The sequence below is a fragment of the Corynebacterium silvaticum genome, assembly GCF_002162115.2.
In the GTDB taxonomy this organism is placed as follows: Bacteria; Actinomycetota; Actinomycetes; order Mycobacteriales; family Mycobacteriaceae; genus Corynebacterium; species Corynebacterium silvaticum.
Map to the genome: position 1 here is coordinate 141,138 of NZ_CP021417.2, position 16,228 is coordinate 157,365.

The 16,228-nt window shown below is 56.1% G+C and carries 18 protein-coding genes, 1 tRNA gene and 1 pseudogene; 12 read left to right on the plus strand and 8 right to left on the minus strand.

Translation table 11 applies throughout. The features are described from left to right. Position 1 precedes the first annotated feature (1 nt). From CBE74_RS11065 to CBE74_RS11190, 3 genes are all read right to left on the minus strand, one after another. Positions 2-763, minus strand: a complete 762-nt coding sequence (locus CBE74_RS11065) for a decaprenylphospho-beta-D-erythro-pentofuranosid-2-ulose 2-reductase (protein ID WP_087453164.1) — start codon at positions 761-763, stop codon at positions 2-4. A gap of 21 nt (positions 764-784) precedes the next feature. After that, positions 785-2,251, minus strand: a complete 1,467-nt coding sequence (locus CBE74_RS11105) for a decaprenylphosphoryl-beta-D-ribose oxidase (RefSeq protein WP_087453165.1) — start codon at positions 2,249-2,251, stop codon at positions 785-787. 84 nt (positions 2,252-2,335) lie between these two features. Continuing rightward, positions 2,336-2,563: a hypothetical protein gene (locus CBE74_RS11190; RefSeq protein ID WP_031269850.1), complete on the minus strand. Its 228-nt coding sequence runs from the start codon at positions 2,561-2,563 to the stop codon at positions 2,336-2,338. Positions 2,564-2,606: 43 nt separating this feature from the next. On the opposite strand from CBE74_RS11190, the gene CBE74_RS11195 reads away from it, so the two are divergent. The 4 genes and pseudogenes from CBE74_RS11195 to CBE74_RS11530 all read left to right on the plus strand — a co-directional run bounded on the left by CBE74_RS11195 (position 2,607) and on the right by CBE74_RS11530 (position 4,938). After that, positions 2,607-3,077 (plus strand): hypothetical protein, encoded by a 471-nt coding sequence (locus CBE74_RS11195; RefSeq protein WP_259484365.1) that lies wholly within the window; start codon positions 2,607-2,609, stop codon positions 3,075-3,077. Further along, entirely contained in the window at positions 3,074-3,595 is a 522-nt protein-coding gene (locus CBE74_RS11410) for a hypothetical protein (protein ID WP_087453166.1), read from the plus strand. The genes CBE74_RS11195 and CBE74_RS11410 overlap by 4 nt, the downstream gene beginning before the upstream one ends. A gap of 20 nt (positions 3,596-3,615) precedes the next feature. Further along, positions 3,616-4,477 (plus strand): annotated as a pseudogene (locus CBE74_RS11465) (hypothetical protein). An 11-nt stretch (positions 4,478-4,488) separates the two neighbouring features. Next, positions 4,489-4,938 carry a GtrA family protein gene (locus tag CBE74_RS11530; RefSeq protein WP_087453167.1) on the plus strand — a complete coding sequence of 150 codons (450 nt, stop codon included), beginning with the start codon at positions 4,489-4,491 and terminating at the stop codon, positions 4,936-4,938. Here CBE74_RS11530 and glfT1 read toward each other — a convergent pair whose 3' ends face one another. Next, complete coding sequence (glfT1, locus tag CBE74_RS11550; protein ID WP_087453168.1) at positions 4,939-5,841, minus strand: galactofuranosyltransferase GlfT1; 903 nt, start codon at positions 5,839-5,841, stop codon at positions 4,939-4,941. A gap of 241 nt (positions 5,842-6,082) precedes the next feature. Here glfT1 and CBE74_RS11625 point away from each other — a divergent pair, with 241 nt between their 5' ends. From CBE74_RS11625 to CBE74_RS11985, 6 genes are all read left to right on the plus strand, one after another. Next, a complete protein-coding gene (locus tag CBE74_RS11625) occupies positions 6,083-7,054 on the plus strand; it encodes a metal ABC transporter substrate-binding protein (protein ID WP_087453169.1) in 972 nt (323 codons plus the stop codon). 99 nt (positions 7,055-7,153) lie between these two features. Next, positions 7,154-7,849: a metal ABC transporter ATP-binding protein gene (locus tag CBE74_RS11810; protein ID WP_087454807.1), complete on the plus strand. Its 696-nt coding sequence runs from the start codon at positions 7,154-7,156 to the stop codon at positions 7,847-7,849. Then, positions 7,846-8,745 carry a metal ABC transporter permease gene (locus CBE74_RS11815; RefSeq protein ID WP_087453170.1) on the plus strand — a complete coding sequence of 300 codons (900 nt, stop codon included), beginning with the start codon at positions 7,846-7,848 and terminating at the stop codon, positions 8,743-8,745. Before CBE74_RS11810 ends, CBE74_RS11815 begins: the two co-directional genes overlap by 4 nt. Further along, on the plus strand, positions 8,742-9,617 hold the full coding sequence (locus CBE74_RS11880; protein WP_087453171.1) for a metal ABC transporter permease: 876 nt from the start codon (positions 8,742-8,744) through the stop codon (positions 9,615-9,617). Before CBE74_RS11815 ends, CBE74_RS11880 begins: the two co-directional genes overlap by 4 nt. A gap of 176 nt (positions 9,618-9,793) precedes the next feature. Then, positions 9,794-10,708, plus strand: a complete 915-nt coding sequence (locus tag CBE74_RS11980) for a metal ABC transporter substrate-binding protein (protein WP_375167326.1) — start codon at positions 9,794-9,796, stop codon at positions 10,706-10,708. A gap of 117 nt (positions 10,709-10,825) precedes the next feature. Next, the gene (locus tag CBE74_RS11985; protein WP_087453172.1) at positions 10,826-11,548 is read left to right on the plus strand and encodes a phosphatase PAP2 family protein; all 723 of its coding nucleotides are present in this window, start codon (positions 10,826-10,828) and stop codon (positions 11,546-11,548) included. Between the two features lie 23 nt (positions 11,549-11,571). On the opposite strand, the gene wzt is transcribed toward CBE74_RS11985, so the two are convergent. Further along, positions 11,572-12,369 (minus strand): galactan export ABC transporter ATP-binding subunit Wzt/RfbE, encoded by a 798-nt coding sequence (wzt, locus tag CBE74_RS11990; protein WP_087453173.1) that lies wholly within the window; start codon positions 12,367-12,369, stop codon positions 11,572-11,574. Between the two features lie 15 nt (positions 12,370-12,384). Beyond that, positions 12,385-13,290 (minus strand): galactan export ABC transporter permease subunit Wzm/RfbD, encoded by a 906-nt coding sequence (gene wzm, locus CBE74_RS12005; RefSeq protein ID WP_013910567.1) that lies wholly within the window; start codon positions 13,288-13,290, stop codon positions 12,385-12,387. A 152-nt stretch (positions 13,291-13,442) separates the two neighbouring features. Here wzm and CBE74_RS12010 point away from each other — a divergent pair, with 152 nt between their 5' ends. Beyond that, positions 13,443-14,636, plus strand: a complete 1,194-nt coding sequence (locus CBE74_RS12010) for an aminotransferase class V-fold PLP-dependent enzyme (protein ID WP_087453174.1) — start codon at positions 13,443-13,445, stop codon at positions 14,634-14,636. Here the strand turns inward: CBE74_RS12010 and CBE74_RS12015 are convergent. Then, positions 14,633-15,592, minus strand: coding sequence for an NAD(P)H-quinone oxidoreductase (locus CBE74_RS12015; protein ID WP_087454809.1), 960 nt, complete (start codon positions 15,590-15,592; stop codon positions 14,633-14,635). The two genes, CBE74_RS12010 and CBE74_RS12015, sit on opposite strands and share 4 nt — an antisense overlap. An 80-nt stretch (positions 15,593-15,672) precedes the next feature. On the opposite strand from CBE74_RS12015, the gene CBE74_RS12020 reads away from it, so the two are divergent. Next, positions 15,673-15,757: transfer RNA gene (locus CBE74_RS12020), tRNA-Ser, on the plus strand. 64 nt (positions 15,758-15,821) lie between these two features. Here CBE74_RS12020 and CBE74_RS12025 read toward each other — a convergent pair. Next, complete coding sequence (locus CBE74_RS12025; RefSeq protein ID WP_087453175.1) at positions 15,822-16,199, minus strand: transcriptional regulator; 378 nt, start codon at positions 16,197-16,199, stop codon at positions 15,822-15,824. Positions 16,200-16,228: the final 29 nt, after the last annotated feature.

Here is a 16,228-nt window from a genome sequence, read left to right on the forward strand (position 1 = left end):
GTTAGAACGGTAGCTTTCGGAAGATCGTCTGTGGGATGAACTTGAAAGCAAGCGAGACATATTCGAACAACGGGTGAACGAAGATGGAGCTCTTGCCGGACAAAACTGCCTGGACAGTTGCCTTAGCTACGTCCTCGCGATCCACCGTCAGCGGAGCCTCTCCTGCATCGGCGGACATCTTGGTGCGTACCTGGCCGGGGCGCACGACAAGGACGTTAACGCCGTAATCGCGGAGCGCCTCACCGAGGTTGACGTAGAAGCCGTCCATGCCGGCCTTGGATGCGCCGTACACAAAGTTGGAGCGGCGAACACGCTGACCTGCAACAGAAGACAGTGCAACGATGGTGCCGTGGCCTTGAGCCTTGAATTTCTCTGCGAGAAGCACACCAACGGACACCGGTGCGGTGTAGTTGGTTTCAGCGCTTGCCACGGCCTTGGACTGGTCCTGCCAGAGCTCTTCCTGGTCTCCGAGGGTGCCGAAGGCAACGATGGCTACGTCGACATCTCCTACCAGGAATGCCTGGTCGATGACGTCAGCGTGAGTGTCAAAGGCGGTTGCGTCGAAGTCGATGACCTCAACAGCGGATGCGCCAGCGGATTCGATGGCCTTCACGGCGGCGTCGATACGCGGCGATTCCTTGCGTGCAGCAAGGGTAACGTGCGCAGGGCCGTGAGTAAGGAACTCGTTCACGATGGCTAGGCCGATCTCGGAGGTGCCACCGAGAAGGAGGATGTTTTGGGCTTTGCCCACTGCGTTCAGCATAGGAATCTTTCTTTCGGCGGATTAGTGCAGCTCAAGGCGGCGGGACATGTCGGAAGCGAAGACGCCGGTGGGGTCGATCGCGTTGCGTGTCTTGAGCCAGCCTTCCATGCCCGGGTACATCGAGTGGAAGTTCTCGGCGCTGGCACGGGACTCTTTAGCTAGGTAGAGACGTCCACCGAACTCCATGACGCGACGGTCAAGGTCATCGAGGAACTTGCCCAGGCCTGGCTTAATGGGGAAGTCTACACAGACGTTCCAACCTGGCATTGGGTAGCTCAACGGTGCGCGGTTTCCTTCTCCGAAGAGCTTGAACACGTTGAGTGCGGAGTAGTGTCCGGAGCGCTGGATGTCACGGACGATGTCCTTGAACGGCTCGACGGCCTCGCGCGGAACGACGAACTGGTACTGCAGGAAGCCCTTGGAGCCGTAGCCACGGTTCCACTCTCCGATGAGGTCGAGTGGCTGGTAGAACTGGGTGAGGTTTTGCACCTTATTCTTGTAGGTGCCCGACTTGAGCCACCAGAGTTCACCGATCGCCATCATGGAGAGCTTGTTCATGGTGAAGGACGGGAAAATGTCCGGCACTGTTACCAGCTGCGGAGCATTGAACTTCAGCGGATCCTTGGCCAGCTTGGGGGAGAGCTCTTCCAACTGGGCAAGAGTTGCTAGAGAACCACGCGAAATGGCAGCACGGCCGAGCTTAGGCTCTGGGCTGATGGCATCGAACCATGCGGAAGAATAGGTGAAGTTGGACTCGGATCCGTCGGAGTGGAATTCCACGGTTTCATCGAGGTTAGCGGTGAGGTCACCGTCTGCAATGAAGTACGCAGTCTCGGTCTTGGTCATGCGGATCTTCGCGCGGACAATGATGCCGGTGAGGCCCATGCCGCCAACGGTTGCCCAGAAGATAGAGCCGTCTGGGTCGTCTGCGGAGCCTTCTGGCTCAAGGTGCAGGATGCGACCATCGGAAACCAGTAGTTCCATGGACGTGACATGGTCGCCGAAAGAACCCGCCGAGTGGTGGTTCTTTCCGTGAATGTCTGGACCAATAGCGCCACCAATGGTGACCTGGCGGGTACCAGGAAGGACAGGAACCCACAGCCCGTAGGGGAGAGCTGCCTTCATCAACTGGTCAAGGGTGACGCCGCCGTCAACGTCGACGATGGCAGTCTCTGGGTCAATAGAGTGGATCTTGTTCAAAGGCTGCATGTCAATGACAAGGCCACCAGCGTTTTGTGCAGGATCGCCGTAGGAACGGCCCATGCCGCGGGGAATTACACCACGGCGCAGATAATCTGGCTTGGAGTCATTTTGCTCGGCGACTTGGCGCACGGCCTTGACGATGGTCTCCAAATCTGGAGTTGCGAGGACCTCTGCCGTCGTGGGGGCAGTGCGTCCCCAGCCGGTGAGTTTCATGGCTTCTGTGTGTAAGGCTCCGGAGACACCGCTCGAAGCTGCGGTGCTGGACGTGCCCTTGGCGCTCGTCATCGTCTAACCACCGTACCCGTTTACTTCCGAATGTGACCACGTCTAAGCGTGCTGGAAAGGGTGGTTTTCCTCACTAAAACGCGTTTAGAGGTCCATCATGTCGCGAATTTCCTGAGGGAGTTCTTCCTGCGACGTAATCTGCGGGCCGTCATATTCTTCAAGGATTTGGTAGACGCGTACTCGGGAAGCACTATCCAGCATAGGGATCTCTTCAGCCATGAGTAGTGTCATGCGCGAGTCCATGGGAGTATTCGTCTGCTCAGCAGCAATATGTGTTTCGACGGCCTTCTTTTTCTTGAGGAATCCAAACATAGAAGTCACTGTACCTCCTGCGGAGTTCGCTACTCTGGAGTGCATGAAAGACACCACTGCTGCGCCGCGCGCTAGAAATGCAGACCCTTTAGATGACACCATGAAGGGACGCATATCCCAGGTCGCTGCCGTAGGTCTGGTCACGGCCCTGCCAGATTATGTGCACAATAAGACATGCCGATGGGTTATCAGTACTGTCATTCTCGGTTCTCTACTAGGCGTTGCGTTGTACGCAAACACGCAGGATGATGATCCGGATAATGACCCCGACGTAATCGCGGCACACGTGCGAGAGAAGCTGGAAAGCGACGAAGCGAAAGAATTTGGTCCGGTTGCTACGTGGGCTTCCTTTGCTGTGCTGCTGCTGGTGATCATCGGGATCAATAAAATAGATCGAGCAATCACCAAAAAAGTCGTTGCATTTTTGCGTCGCCGCGGCGTGTCCAAGCCCCATACGCTCCTCGGCGTCCTCGGGGCGGCGCTGGTTTTTGTTTCTTCCGGTGATCCGAAGTGATTAGCATTATCGACGTCCTCGGGGAGGCGCCGGATCACACCGTTGTGCTCTGGCACGTGCACACGGACCCCAACTATCCCACCAGCCTCATGTCCGGGGCGTGGATGCTTGGGGCGGGGGAAGCTACGCCCGTCGATAGGCTTCCGGACCTGCTTGCAGGAACAATGGCCCTTCCCCTGAATGACAAAGCTCGCGCGTTAGTAAGTGAGTGCATCGGTCTTGACGACGTTGCAGACGCAGTGCATGCGGGGCTCGATACCATCAAGAAGGAAGTCGCACGAGCAAAAGCGGAGAACGAAAAACTCATCGCACCGCGTTTCGAGGCCATCATGGACATTTCTCCGGAGGACTTCCGTGACGCATATCGGGGCGAACCTCGGGTGCGAGACGCATGGATGATGGCCAGTGCGGTGGCTGGCTGGATGCAACAATGGCTCGACATAGAATCCGTGCGCAGGAGCCGCGCGTACCTCAAAGAAGCGTTTGGCTCTGAGCCGCGGCCGCTACCGCTGCGCTAAAAATCGCTACGCTGGGCAACATAATACGGCGCAGCGGAGTGATCTCGATGAGTGAAGCCCGTCTGCGCCGTGGGAGGCCCGTCACCCGGCGCAGGCGGGCCAGGGTACTACTTTTACAGCTTAAGGTGGTCCGATGCGGCGGGGAGCCTGCATCGAATCATTGGTCTGAGAGACACGCTTAAGCTTGCGGGGGTCGCTGAGGTTATCAAGACGTGTTTTGGTTTTGATGCCGCTTCACCGCAGTCTTTTTATCGTTGTGGCGAGCAGCTGTCCATGAACGACTGTCTTCATGAGCATGTCGCTGCGATTCGCGCCGGGCAGCTCGAATATGACTGGGAACTGTGGCGAGTACGCCTTTCAATCCTGGGGACATATTCCCGTGAAGCTTCCACGCCGGAGGCCGTATGCTTGGGAGGAAACGGGAACCTCTATGAACCGGATATGCCAGTGGATACGGCTCGGATCAATATGGCTATTGGAGGTTTGTCCCATGCACATGAGGAAGTCGTCTCCATTATCCAACGCACCCAGGAAACTGGGCTGATTCCGCTCCTGCAGGCGCTAGGGCTTGAGGACGAGCCACACCACGTCGTGCCTGGCCTGCATGCTTTGCCTGTGGAAGAATCGCGTCAGGCACGGGATGCGTGGTGGTCACTGGTGATCGGGATGGCGTGCCTGGGCGGGGAAGCCTTGAGGCTGCGGGTCGCCGGGCGGCTCATGCGGAAGCTGGGTTGGCAGGAGGAGCTCACGGATGAGCGGATTCGTGAATTGTGCGGGGCGTCGATAAGCAAGCTAGAAGAGGTCGGCGGATGTGGCGTTCACGACGCGCTATCCGCTGTGGAAAGAATCGATATCTACCGGGAATTGCTCCGCAAGAGGTAAAATCGCGCCCCGTGGCTAATTCCAACACCGGCGCGCATGACGCCAACGTGACTATCAGGACCTCTTCGGAGAGCGTGACTTCTCAAGGCATCAAGTTCATCATCTCCGGAGGCATCTCCGCGGTCGTGGATCTCGGGCTGACCTACCTGTGTCAGATCATTTTTGGGTTCTCTGCCGCAGGCGGACGCACCATTGGGTTTATTTTTGGCACGATTACCGCTTACCTGATCAACCGGCGTTGGACATTCCATGCTGAGGCATCGACCAAACGGTTCTTGCAGGTAGCTGCGCTGTATACCATTACCTACTTTGTTAACGTGGGCGGGCATGCGCTGCTCTTCTCGCTCTTGACTCATTACGGGTTGAGCGAGCGCATTGCCCTTGTTATTGCTTTCGTGATCTCGCAGGGGACAGCCACGGTGATCAACTTCTTTGTTCAGCGCATCTTTATTTTTAAGTAGTTAAGGCCGTTCAAAACGCTCCGAGCGGCCCATGCGGTGGAGCTTGAGCCATTGCATAAATCCTCGAGGATCCTTGCGCTGGATAAGGAAGAACCACCCAAAGCGCGCATACTCCTGAGGAAGAAGTCGACGCATGCCGGGTTGGTTCATGAGGTACCCGCGGTTGCGGTAGGTGAAGAATCGTTTTCCCTCGTTATCGGGGTATTGCGTGTGCATACGGCCACCAAGAATTGGCTTGAACTCATCCGAGCCGTCCGGGTGGAGATATGCGGCGGTGAGGCAGGTGCCAAACTTGAGTCCGGAGCGCACGAGGCGGCGATGATATTCGACTTCATCGCCTCGGATAAACAGACGTAAATCGGGGACTCCGATGCGTTGCATGGCATGGGCGGAGATCAAAGCGCCGTTGAAGAGTGAGGCGATGCCTGCCAAAAAGTCTTCGTTGCCGAGTTCGCTACGGAACCTGCGCCAGGTGGTGCCACGGCGCAGCGGGAAAGCCAGCTGGTCGGGTTTTTCTGCGTTGCAGACAACCGGGGAGACCTCATCGAGGTGATGTTTTTCCGCTACCTGTAAGAGCGTTGCCAGAACGTGCTCGTCTTCTGGCCGTCCGTCATCGTCGGCGCACCAGACCGCGTCGGCGCCTAGTCGCAGCGCTGTGAGGAAGCCAAGGGCAAACCCACCAGCTCCGCCTAGATTATGTTTGCTTCCTAGATAGACGGCGCGCTCGCCGGCAATATCGGTAACTAGGCTCTCGACGGCGGGGTCGTCACCGTTATCCACAACGATGATGTGATCCACGGGGTGTGTCTGTTGCGCAACGATCTTCAGGGAATTCTGCAACAGTTCAACGCGGTTGTGGGCGACAATGACAGCCGCGATGCGACCAGTAGAAGCGATAGGCATGGGGTTTATTGTGGCATAGTCTGCACAGGGCGAGGAGATAGTGGTTATCGCTGTGATGGGATTGCCCAATTTTGGTTGTGATATGTACCTCTCGGCTATTGGCGTTGGACTGAAAAATAGCACGTTGGTACGGTTATTTTCAGTTATTGACAGAGTGAATTATAAGGGTTGGAAAAACTAACTAAGGGTAAGCAAAGAAAAAGCTATCCGGTAGTGCAGAACGGTAATAGGATCCGTACTTATGACTAAGGAATCCTATCGTTCTAGCCGGCGCGGTTTTCTCCGTGCTGCTGTGTCCACACTCACGGCAATGGCATTAGTAGGCGGACTCAGCGCTTGCTCCAATGAAAAACCTAGTGAAGCAAAAACCGGCGCACTCTCTGTCTTTGCTACCACTGGTTATATCGGCGATGCCGTGAAAAACATCGCGCCCGACGCCGATGTCACCGTGATGGTGGGGCCTGGCGGAGACCCGCACACCTATCAGCCGACCACTCAGGATGTTTCCAAGATCAAGACATCCAACGTTGTCCTCTGGTCGGGATTGCACATGGAAGCCAAGATGCTGGATGAACTGGCTGCACAGGGGGATCGGCAGGCAGCGGTGGCGGAAGCAATACCGGAATCTGAGCGTCTTGAATGGCCGGAGCTTGGCGACAACGGTGAAAAACTCTGGGACCCACACGTATGGAACTCCACGGGAAACTGGAAGTACGTTGTTGATGCGATCGTGAAGAAGCTCTCCGAGGTAGACAAAGAAAACGCGGAGACCTACAAAAAGAACGCTGAAGCGTATAAAAAGCAGATCGATGAGACCGCGGCCTATGTTAAGGAGCGTATCGACGCCATCCCTGCGGAAAAGCGCATCCTGATTACTGGACACGATGCCTTCAATTATTTTGGCAAGCAGTTCGGGCTAGAGATTCACGCCACAGATTTTGTTACCTCGGAGTCGGAGATGTCTCCTACTGAACTGGCAGAACTGGGCGCGTTCATCGCAGAAAAGAAAATACCGACGATCTTCCAGGACAATTTGGCCAATCCACAAGCTATTAACTCGCTGAAAGAAACAGTGAAAGCAAAAGGCTGGAACGTTGAGGTCTCAGATAAAGAGCTTTATGCGGATTCGCTCGGAGAATCGGCGCCCACCGACACCTATCTGGGTGTTTTAAAGTATAACGCTGATGCCATTAAGGCAGCTCTGGCCACGTAGCGGGAAGCACCCCGTAAAGTAACAGCTGGTAGTGATTTTCACTCGCATGTGGTGATTGAAGATAGAAGGGCAAAGCGGCTAGTGGATGTGGCACTGAAAATGACAGGTATCAGCGTGAGCTATGGACCTACGGTGGCCTTGGAAAACGCAAGCATTGAGGTTCCCGCCGGTGCCGTGATGGGCTTTATTGGGCCCAACGGAGCAGGGAAATCCACGCTTATCAAGTCTGCGATCGACCTTGTAGATCATGATGGTGAGGTCTCCTTTTTTGGTCAGCCTCTTTCGCACGTGCGTGATCGCGTTGCTTATATGCCGCAATCTGCCTCCGTGGACTGGGATTATCCCATCACGGTGGAGCAGGTGGTGGGGATGGGCCTGTATTCCCGCGTGGGGTGGTTCAAGCGTCTCACCGGTGCACACCGCGAGGAAGTTCGGCATGCCCTTGAGCGGGTGGGCATCGTCGATCTGGCTAAGCGTCATATCTCTGAGCTTTCTGGTGGCCAGCGCCGTCGTGTCTTTGTGGCAAGGATTCTGGTGCAAAATCCTGACATCTTCCTGCTGGACGAGCCTTTCGCCGGTGTCGACGCAGCCAGCGAACGCGTGATCCGCGATGTCTTGCATTGTTTATGTGAGGCTGGAAAATCGGTGGTTATTGTTCATCATGATTTGTCCACCGTGGCAGAGCTTTGCGATCACGTGACCGTTATCAATCGGCGAATCGTGGCAACTGGAACTGTAGAAGAGGCGTTTACTAGGGAAACCGTGAACGCTGCATTTGGCCTGGGGTTGCTATGAGTATTATTGATTTTCTTGCCGAGTTCTCCTATCGGCGGGTGGTGTGGGGAACGCTGCTCATTGGGTTGTGTTCAGGGGCAATGGGAACGTTTTTGTACCTGCACAGACAGTCCATGATGAGTGACGTGATCGGTCATTCTGCGACTCCCGGTGTAATGGGCGCCTTTCTCTTCTTTGCCACTACGCCGTGGCTTAGCGAGTCACAGCTACTCGCCGACTGGGGCATCGACGCCCGCTCGATGCCGGTGATCACCATCGGGGCAATGATCACGGGGTTGGCTTCGGCAGTGTTGGCCAATGCGGTCGCTGATAGCACTCGTATTGGCATCGACTCAACGATGGCGGTCATGCTCTCGCTGTTCCTAGGAGGTGGCCTGATATTGCTTCAGGTGATTCAGCGCGGTCATATTCGGGGCAAGGGCGGAATTGATGAGTTGATGTTTGGCAACGCAGCCACATTGACTAATTTGGACGTAAAGACCCTGCTTGTGGTGGCCATAGCGATTCTGGTGCTGATGGTCGTTCTGTGGCGGCCTTTTACGCTGGTCACTTTTGACCCAGTTTTGGCCCAGGTCTCGGGTATGCCGCGGTGGGTATCGCATGTGCTTTTCTTATTGGTCGTGGTTGCGATTGTGATTGGGGTCAAAGCGGTCGGCCTGATCTTGATGATCGCCTTTGCAGTATTTCCGCCGGCGGCTGCGCGCCAGTGGACTCGGACGGTGGCTCAGATGGTTGTGGTGTCTGGCTTGATCGGCGCGGTTTCTGCAATTGTGGGCTCATACATCTCTATTTCTGCAGGTAAAGTGCCCACGGGGCCGGTGATCCTTTTGGTGCTTGCGGCCTTTGTACTCGTGGCTCTTGTGGCTTCCCCTCGTCGCGTGGCGGTGGTCCGATGAATTTCGCAGCATCTGTCTCTGTGTTGGCGCTCGTGGTGTCTTTGACCGCGGCGATCCCCGGTATCGTGCTGGTGTTACGTCGGCAAGCTATGCTTTCCGACGCCCTCTCTCACGCCGTTTTACCCGGTATCGCGGTGGCGGCGCTCTGGACTGCGTCCCCGGACGACCCTCTCTTGTTAGTGGGCGCGACATTAAGCGGCGTTGCGGTGATAGCCCTCACCGAGTGGATTCGCGACCGGAAGAAGGTCACGGAAGACAGCGCGACTGGCCTGGTGTTCCCGGCATTCTTTGCCATTGGCGTCATCCTCATCTCCACACGCTTTAATACCTCGACGATCTCGGAACACACCGTGCTGGTCGGAGACCTCAATATCGCAGCACTGAACCACTGGGTAGCGTGGGGAATCGACTTTGGCCCGAAGAGCGCATGGACGATAGGCATAGTGGGGCTCGTGGCATTGGTCGTTGTTGTGCTGGCGCGTAGGCCCCTGATGATTTCTACTTTTGATCCCACATTTGCCGTAACCGTGGGGATTCGGACTCATTTGTTGAATTACCTGGTCATGGTGTTGGTATCGCTGACTATTGTGGTGGTTTTTGATGCCGCTGGCGCGATTCTGGCCGTGGCGTTGATGATCGTCCCGGCGGCAGCAGCGCTGATGATCACCCGCTCGCAAGCGGCAATGGTGGTGATGACATTGGTGATCGCCGCGGCCAGCTCACAGGTTGGTTTTTGGGTGGCGTATCGGATTGATGCCGCCACGTCTCCGACGATGGCCTTTGTCGACGGTCTTATTTTCCTTGCCCTCTGGATCGGTGTTCGTGTGCTGCGCAAACGCAAAGAAGCTCGCATCCGTGCGGAGGTTGTTTAGCCTGCCCATTCACACACATGAGGGAGACTTATTGAAAACAAAACTGATTATGTGCAGTTCGCTGAAGGTGTGCATTTTCATTTAGCGGGGTAAAAATTTCTGTTCCTATAGTGGCTGTATGAATCGCTCATTTTTCCGAAACGCAGGTGCTGCGTGCTGCCATTGCAGTAGTCAGCCTGCTAGCCACCTCTGCATGCGCTGCCGATAACAAAGAAGCAGCACCGGCGAAGGATAGCTCTTCCTTGAAGATCTTTGCCACCACCGGATACATCGGAGACGCCGTTAAAAATGTGGCTCCCGACGCGAACCTTACCGTTATGGTGGGCCCTGGCGGCGACCCTCACACCTACCAGCCCTCAACTTCGGACGTGAAGGCTATGCAGGAAGCCAACATGATTGACCAGCTTAAAGGCCTGGGAGATAAACAAATCGCGCTGGCTGAGCAGATTCCAGAAAACATGTTGTTGCCATGGGAGGAAGATGGCGACCATGACGATCATGAGGGCCATGACCACGAGGGCCACGATCATGCAGGGCATAATCACGGTGCCTGGGACCCGCATGTATGGAATTCCACGGACAACTGGAAGCTCGTCGTTGATCAGATAGTAAAGAAGATGTCTGCGGCAGATCCCGGTAAAGCCGATACCTACAAGTCCAACGGTGCAGACTACAACAAGAAGATCGACGAGACTCAAGCTTATGTGCAGGAAAAGATCAACACGATCCCTGCTGACCAGCGCACATTGGTTTCTGGCCATGATGCCTTCCGTTACTTTGGCAAGCAGTTCGGCTTAGAAATTAAGGCGACTGACTTTGTGACTTCGGATGCGCAGAGGTCTGCTGCTGAGCTGAACGACCTGGCAGAGTTCATCGTGAAGCATAAAGTTCCAGTCATTTTGCAAGACGCTTCTGCGAACCCACGGGCAGTCAAGTCCCTGGAAGAGAACGTGGCAGCTAAGGGCGGAAAAGTTACTGTCAGTAGCGCAGAGCTCTACAGTGACTCACTCGGAGCCACAGCACCTGCGGATACGTACACCGGTGCGTTGCGCTACAACGCGGACACTATTGCGGCCGCTTACAAGGGCTAATCCGAGAAACTTCCCGGCGATCAGCTGGGAAGTTTTGCTATCTGCCTACGGTTTTCCCATAGTGTTTGGAGGAAACGCACAGAAGCGGAGAGTACATCTCTTGGAGTGGAGAAAACAATGGCAGCGGAAACTCACGTAGTATCGCCCTCTCGCCCGTGGGACGAGGTTATAAGTGTTCAGCGGTTATGGACTGCGATTCTCGGAGTTCTCACCGTGGTGATCATGGGCTTTGTGATTAAGCCGATAACCAGCGATCTTTTTGTCACCCAAGCCATGAATGACCAGCGAAAAGGCGCTGTTGGGACACTCGTGGATACCATCTACTATGGCTTGGAACCCGCCTATGCGCTGGTACTCACGCTGGTTGTTTCTGCGCTAGTGGGCATTGCGTGCAAACAAGTCCGAATAGGGCTGCAATGTGCAGTGGCCATTGCGATCACATGGGTGCCCGTGGTCTTTATCAAGATGCTTATTGAGCGTCCTCGACCCAGTTCAGAGATGCTTTCCAATCCCATCCCCGTGACTCCGGGCGATTGGTTGTTCCCCAGTGGGCACACGACGTATGTGACGGCCTTGGCAATGATGTTGATGCTTACTGTGGGCGCTCGGCTGCCGTTGCTCCTACGAGCCCTTTTCGTGCTTTGCGCTGCCCTAGGTATCGCCGGTGTGGTGCTGACCATGGGAGTGCATTACCCCACGGATGTGATAGCTGCGGTTATCTGGAGCACGACGGTAGCGCCGTTTGCGTGGAACCTGATCGATAATGTGGGGCGTCGGGTTAGTCGTTGTGAGAACGCTAGCGGTCGCACCGCTGAGAAAACCGCAGGAGAGATTTTCTAGCGTTCTCAAAAACGACAAGAAACCTACTTGCTGGACTCTTCGCGGATGCGCTTTTGCAGACGCCGCACGTGGACTGCAGCCCCTTTGCCCTCATAAGCCTCTACGACGTCGTCGACGGCGCCTGCCTGCCTGACCGTTCCGTGGTCGATCCAGAGCGCGGAGTCGCAGAGCTGGACGAGGAAGTCGTTAGAGTGCGATGCGAAGACGAGGATGCCGGATCGTTGTACGAGGTCGGAGAGACGTTCGCGAGCTTTCGCCATGAAGGCGGCGTCGACGGCGCCGATGCCTTCGTCGAGAAGCAAAATTTCGGGCTCAATCGAGGTGACTACCCCGAGAGCAAGACGAATACGCATGCCAGTGGAGTATGTGCGTAGCGGCATGGCTAGGTAGTCGCCTAGTTCGGTGAACTCGGCGATTTCATCCATTTTTTGCTTCATCTGCTTGCGCGTTTGTCCCAGGAACAGGCCGCGGATCACGATGTTTTCAAACCCCGAGATCTCCGGGTCCATGCCAACGCCGAGGTCAAAGACAGGGGCGACGCGCCCGCGGACATGAGCGGAGCCGCGTGTGGGCTCATAAATGCCAGAGAGTAGCCGGAGCAGTGTGGATTTACCGGCGCCGTTGTGCCCTACGAGGCCAATGCGGTCGCCCTCTTTGAGATGCAGGTTGACGTCGCGAAGCGCCTCCACAACCACGGTGTTGTCTTTGTTGCGCCCGATGGCACCGCCGGCAGCACCGAGGAAGGCTTTCTTCATGGAACGCGACTTGGCTTCGAAAATGGGGAAGTCGACGCAGGCGTTATAGGTATCAATGGAAACCATGGTGTTGTACTCCTTCTATACCCAGTAGCTCACACGGAAGCGCCACTGCTTCATTGCAAGCATGGCTAGGAAAGTGCCCACGACGGTGCATCCGATGACAACGTACCAGTTCAATGGGTTGATGGGGGCGCCGATCAAGGGGGCGCGAACAACCTCCATGTAGTGATAAAGGGGGTTGAGCATGGCTAGTTTGGCGCGTTCGGAAACAGCTCCGCCTTGTGCGTAGAGGGTCTGCGTGGTCCACACAATGGGGGTGACATAGAACAGGAGCTGTGTGAGGGCCTCAAGAAGAGGGGAGAAGTCACGGTAGCGGGTAGCGATGATGCCAAAGAACATGGACACCCATACGCCGTTAACCACGAGCAATGCGATGGCTGGGATGCCCAGGAGGATGTCCCAACCCAAAGGGCGCGGGAATACGAGCATCAAGATGAGCCAGATCACCATGTTGTGGAAGAGGAAGAGCGTTTGCTTCCATACCAGTCGGTACACGTGTACCGAAAGGGCAGAGGGGAGTTGTTTGATCAGCCCCTCATTGGTGATAAAGACTTCGGAGCCTTCTTTAATGCAGCCGGAGATGAAGTTCCACATGATAAGACCCACGGTGACGTGGGGAAGGAACTCGGCGACAGGGATCTTGAACAGCACAGAGTAAAGCAACCCGAGGGCGAGGGCCATGACACCAGTGGCGATGGTGATCCATAATGGGCCTAGGACGCTTCGGCGGTAGCGTTGCTTAATGTCTTGCCATCCGAGCTGTAGCCAGAGCTCGTGTTGCTTGAATCCACGGACGAGATCAGACCATGCGGCTGCCAAGGTTTTGGACCGCGATGGCTTGGGGTCAACGTCGTCCACATGCGTGATACGAGCGATCATCGACTCGAGACTCTCGGGATTATTTACTTTGGTCTGTTCCTGCACGAATACCTACCCTAGCTGGGTTGGTGCGCGGAATGAATCCGGCAGGCATAATAAGTGAGTTCGTTGGGATGAAATTGGCAGTTGTTTCCGTTGCGGTGGTGTTGCTTTGCATATTTTTTAAGCGATGCTCTGGAACTTTCAGGGAGTGAGAGATGGCGTTTGATGTAGCTCGTGTGCGAGGTGCTTACACCTCCGTGAGCGGTACGTGGACTTATCTCAATGCACAGGAGCAACCGCAAATCCCGGAACGGGTGTCGTCTGCCGTTTCCCGAGGTTTTCGCAGTGCACCGCTGGCGGCAGAAATTGAGCGGGGCGCGGGATCGCATGCTCTATTACAGCGTGCGGGACGTTTTATTGCCGACGATCACATGTATTCGGCGCGGATGGCAATTGCGGATATGACGGGAACGTCACCGGAAGCTGTGCTTCTTGGCCCGAGCCGTGATGTGCTTTTTGCCCGGTTGTCGCGCGCGTTGCGGCCGTTGCTTCGGCGTGGGTCTTCCGCTGTGTTTTCGCGCACAGATTCCTGCGGCCTTGATCTCGATGCAGAAATACGTTGGGCGGAGCCGGATCTGGGCACAGGCGAGGTGCCTGCGTGGCAGTTTGCCAAGCTTGTCGACGGCAGCACCCGCGTCGTTGCGCTCTCCGCCGCCAGCCGCCAAGTAGGAACGATTAACCCCATTCTAGAGATCGCGGAACATGTGCATGATTCCTCCCGCGCGTGGGTGCTTGTCGACGCCACCCCACTCGCCGGACATCGCCCCATCACTCTGGAAGCCCTAGGCGCGGACATCATCAGCGTGGACTGCGTTGCCTTTGGTGGCCCCCAAGTTGCCGCCCTGGCATTCCGCGACACCATGATGTTCCCCCGCATAGACATGGAAGCTTTTGATACCCCTGTTGCCGCAGGTCTTGCCGCTGGTGTGCCCGCAGCCGTAGACCACCTTGCAGACCTCGACGAAGACGCACGCGGAACCCGCCGCTATCGCCTGGCACAGGGCGTGGAGTCCGCAGCAAACTATCTGGGGTGGCTGGGGACCTACCTTGTGGATTCCATCGAGTCGCTCCCTAACACCCACGTCTTCGGTGTGACCGGTGAAGCCGCCGCAGGTTCAGACGTGGACCGGATCCCACACGCGACTTTCTGCATCAACGGTGTTCCAGCCGACATGATCCAGCAACGGCTGATAAACAATGGGCTGGTGGCCACGGTAGCTGAGCCAGACCCCCTCCTGACAGCAATGGGAATTGGCGACACTAAGGGGGCCATCTCCGTGGGGCTAGGGCCCTACAACACGGTCGCGGATGTGGACCAGCTCATCCGCGTTGTGGCGAGCTTGGCCTAGCTGGTGGCGTCGGCAAGCAATACAAGCGTGCCGGACACCTCACCGGAATCCAGCAACTCATGGGCTTTCTGAGCCTCTGACAGCGGCATCGTGGCATGAATGCGGTGAACGATTCTGCCCGATTCCAGCAACGGCCAGATGTTTTTCACCGTGTCAGCGACTATCCGAGACTTATCCGAGCGGTCGCGCGCACGCAAAGCGGTGGCTGAGATCGTCCCGCGTTTGCTCAGCAACCGGCCGATATTCAGTTCGCCCTTCACCCCGCCCTGCATCCCGATGGTGACCTGATGCCCATCCATGGCTAGCGCACGGACATTCTGGTCAAGATACTTGGCTCCCATGATGTCCAAGATGCGGTCGCACTTGTTCTTGAGAATCTCCGCGAAATCTTGCTCACGATAATTGATCAGGATGTCCGCGCCGAGCTCGCGACACACCTCAAGTTTTTCCGCGGAACCCGCCGTGACCGCCACCGTGGCGCCGATATGTTTAGCCATCTGAATAGCAAACGTGCCGATTCCGCCGGCACCGCCATGAATGAGGATCGTGTGCTCCGGCTTGAGACCAGTCAGCATGCCGATATTCGACCATACGGTACACGCGACCTCAACGATTGCCGCGGCCTCAGCAAAGGAATAACCAGCAGGAATCGGCATGAGCTGTCCCTCAGGAACCACAGCGAGCTCCGCATAGCCGCCACCAGCCAAAAGACAGGCGACCTTGTCGCCCTTCTTCCACGAGGTATCGCCTGGATCTTCCACAACGCCAGCGCACTCAAGTCCCAGAATCTCCGACTCTCCGGGAGGTGGCGGGTAATGTCCCGCAGCCTGCAGTAGGTCTGCACGGTTAACCCCGCTGGCCTTAACACGAATCAGGGCACAACCAGATTCTAGCTGCGGATCGGCGACGTCTTGATACGACAATTGCTTGTTTTCATCGATGATGATTGCCTTCATATCCACCCACTTTAAAGAAATTCGCCTACTTCGGGTAGACTCCTTAACTTGTTGGCACGCTTTAAGCGCGCGAACGCGATGGAGATGTGGCAGAGCGGCCGAATGCACTGGTCTTGAAAACCAGCGATGGGAAACCATCCCAGGGTTCAAATCCCTGCGTCTCCGCCGGTAGTGAAACCGCAGGTTGTGAGCGACCTGCGGTTTCTTCTTTTTGCTACTTAACCCAGGGCTAAGCGGTAGCGAGGTTCTTCGCAGTCTGATGGGTGACGCCGAGTAGCTGGCCGACGTCTCGATATGTGAGTCCTTGATCGTGAAGCGCTTTGGCCGTGGAACGCATAGATGCTGTCGCCTCTTCCTGTGCTTTTGCTGCACGGTTACGCAGATCAAGGGCTTCTGCCACCTGTGACTCGATGTCGCCCACAACGACGACGTTGATGGTGGCGGTTTCAGGGTGGGGTTCTATTTCGGGGAAAAGTTTCAGAGCATCGCGTACCATGTCTGGGATCTGGTCGAGACGGCGGGTTTGGGTAAGGATGTTGGGGCGTTCTTCTAGCTGAACCCCCCACCAGCCTTCTTCTCGGAAGGCTTTGGCGGTGTATGTGGTCATGTTCCTATTCGATTCCTAGTTATTTGCCG

Coding starts and splice junctions, on each gene's coding strand:
- CBE74_RS12025 (WP_087453175.1), bottom strand. CDS start 16,199: ATGACCACATACACCGCCAAAGCCTTCCGAGAAGAAGGCTGGTGGGGG.
- wzt (WP_087453173.1), bottom strand. CDS start 12,369: ATGGTTTCCATTGATACCTATAACGCCTGCGTCGACTTCCCCATTTTC.
- CBE74_RS11810 (WP_087454807.1), top strand. CDS start 7,154: ATGACAGGTATCAGCGTGAGCTATGGACCTACGGTGGCCTTGGAAAAC.
- CBE74_RS12010 (WP_087453174.1), top strand. CDS start 13,443: ATGGCGTTTGATGTAGCTCGTGTGCGAGGTGCTTACACCTCCGTGAGC.
- glfT1 (WP_087453168.1), bottom strand. CDS start 5,841: ATGCCTATCGCTTCTACTGGTCGCATCGCGGCTGTCATTGTCGCCCAC.
- CBE74_RS11880 (WP_087453171.1), top strand. CDS start 8,742: ATGAATTTCGCAGCATCTGTCTCTGTGTTGGCGCTCGTGGTGTCTTTG.
- CBE74_RS11195 (WP_259484365.1), top strand. CDS start 2,607: ATGAAAGACACCACTGCTGCGCCGCGCGCTAGAAATGCAGACCCTTTA.
- CBE74_RS11625 (WP_087453169.1), top strand. CDS start 6,083: ATGACTAAGGAATCCTATCGTTCTAGCCGGCGCGGTTTTCTCCGTGCT.
- CBE74_RS12015 (WP_087454809.1), bottom strand. CDS start 15,592: ATGAAGGCAATCATCATCGATGAAAACAAGCAATTGTCGTATCAAGAC.
- CBE74_RS11065 (WP_087453164.1), bottom strand. CDS start 763: ATGCTGAACGCAGTGGGCAAAGCCCAAAACATCCTCCTTCTCGGTGGC.
- CBE74_RS11190 (WP_031269850.1), bottom strand. CDS start 2,563: ATGTTTGGATTCCTCAAGAAAAAGAAGGCCGTCGAAACACATATTGCT.
- CBE74_RS11105 (WP_087453165.1), bottom strand. CDS start 2,251: ATGACGAGCGCCAAGGGCACGTCCAGCACCGCAGCTTCGAGCGGTGTC.
- CBE74_RS11985 (WP_087453172.1), top strand. CDS start 10,826: ATGGCAGCGGAAACTCACGTAGTATCGCCCTCTCGCCCGTGGGACGAG.
- CBE74_RS11815 (WP_087453170.1), top strand. CDS start 7,846: ATGAGTATTATTGATTTTCTTGCCGAGTTCTCCTATCGGCGGGTGGTG.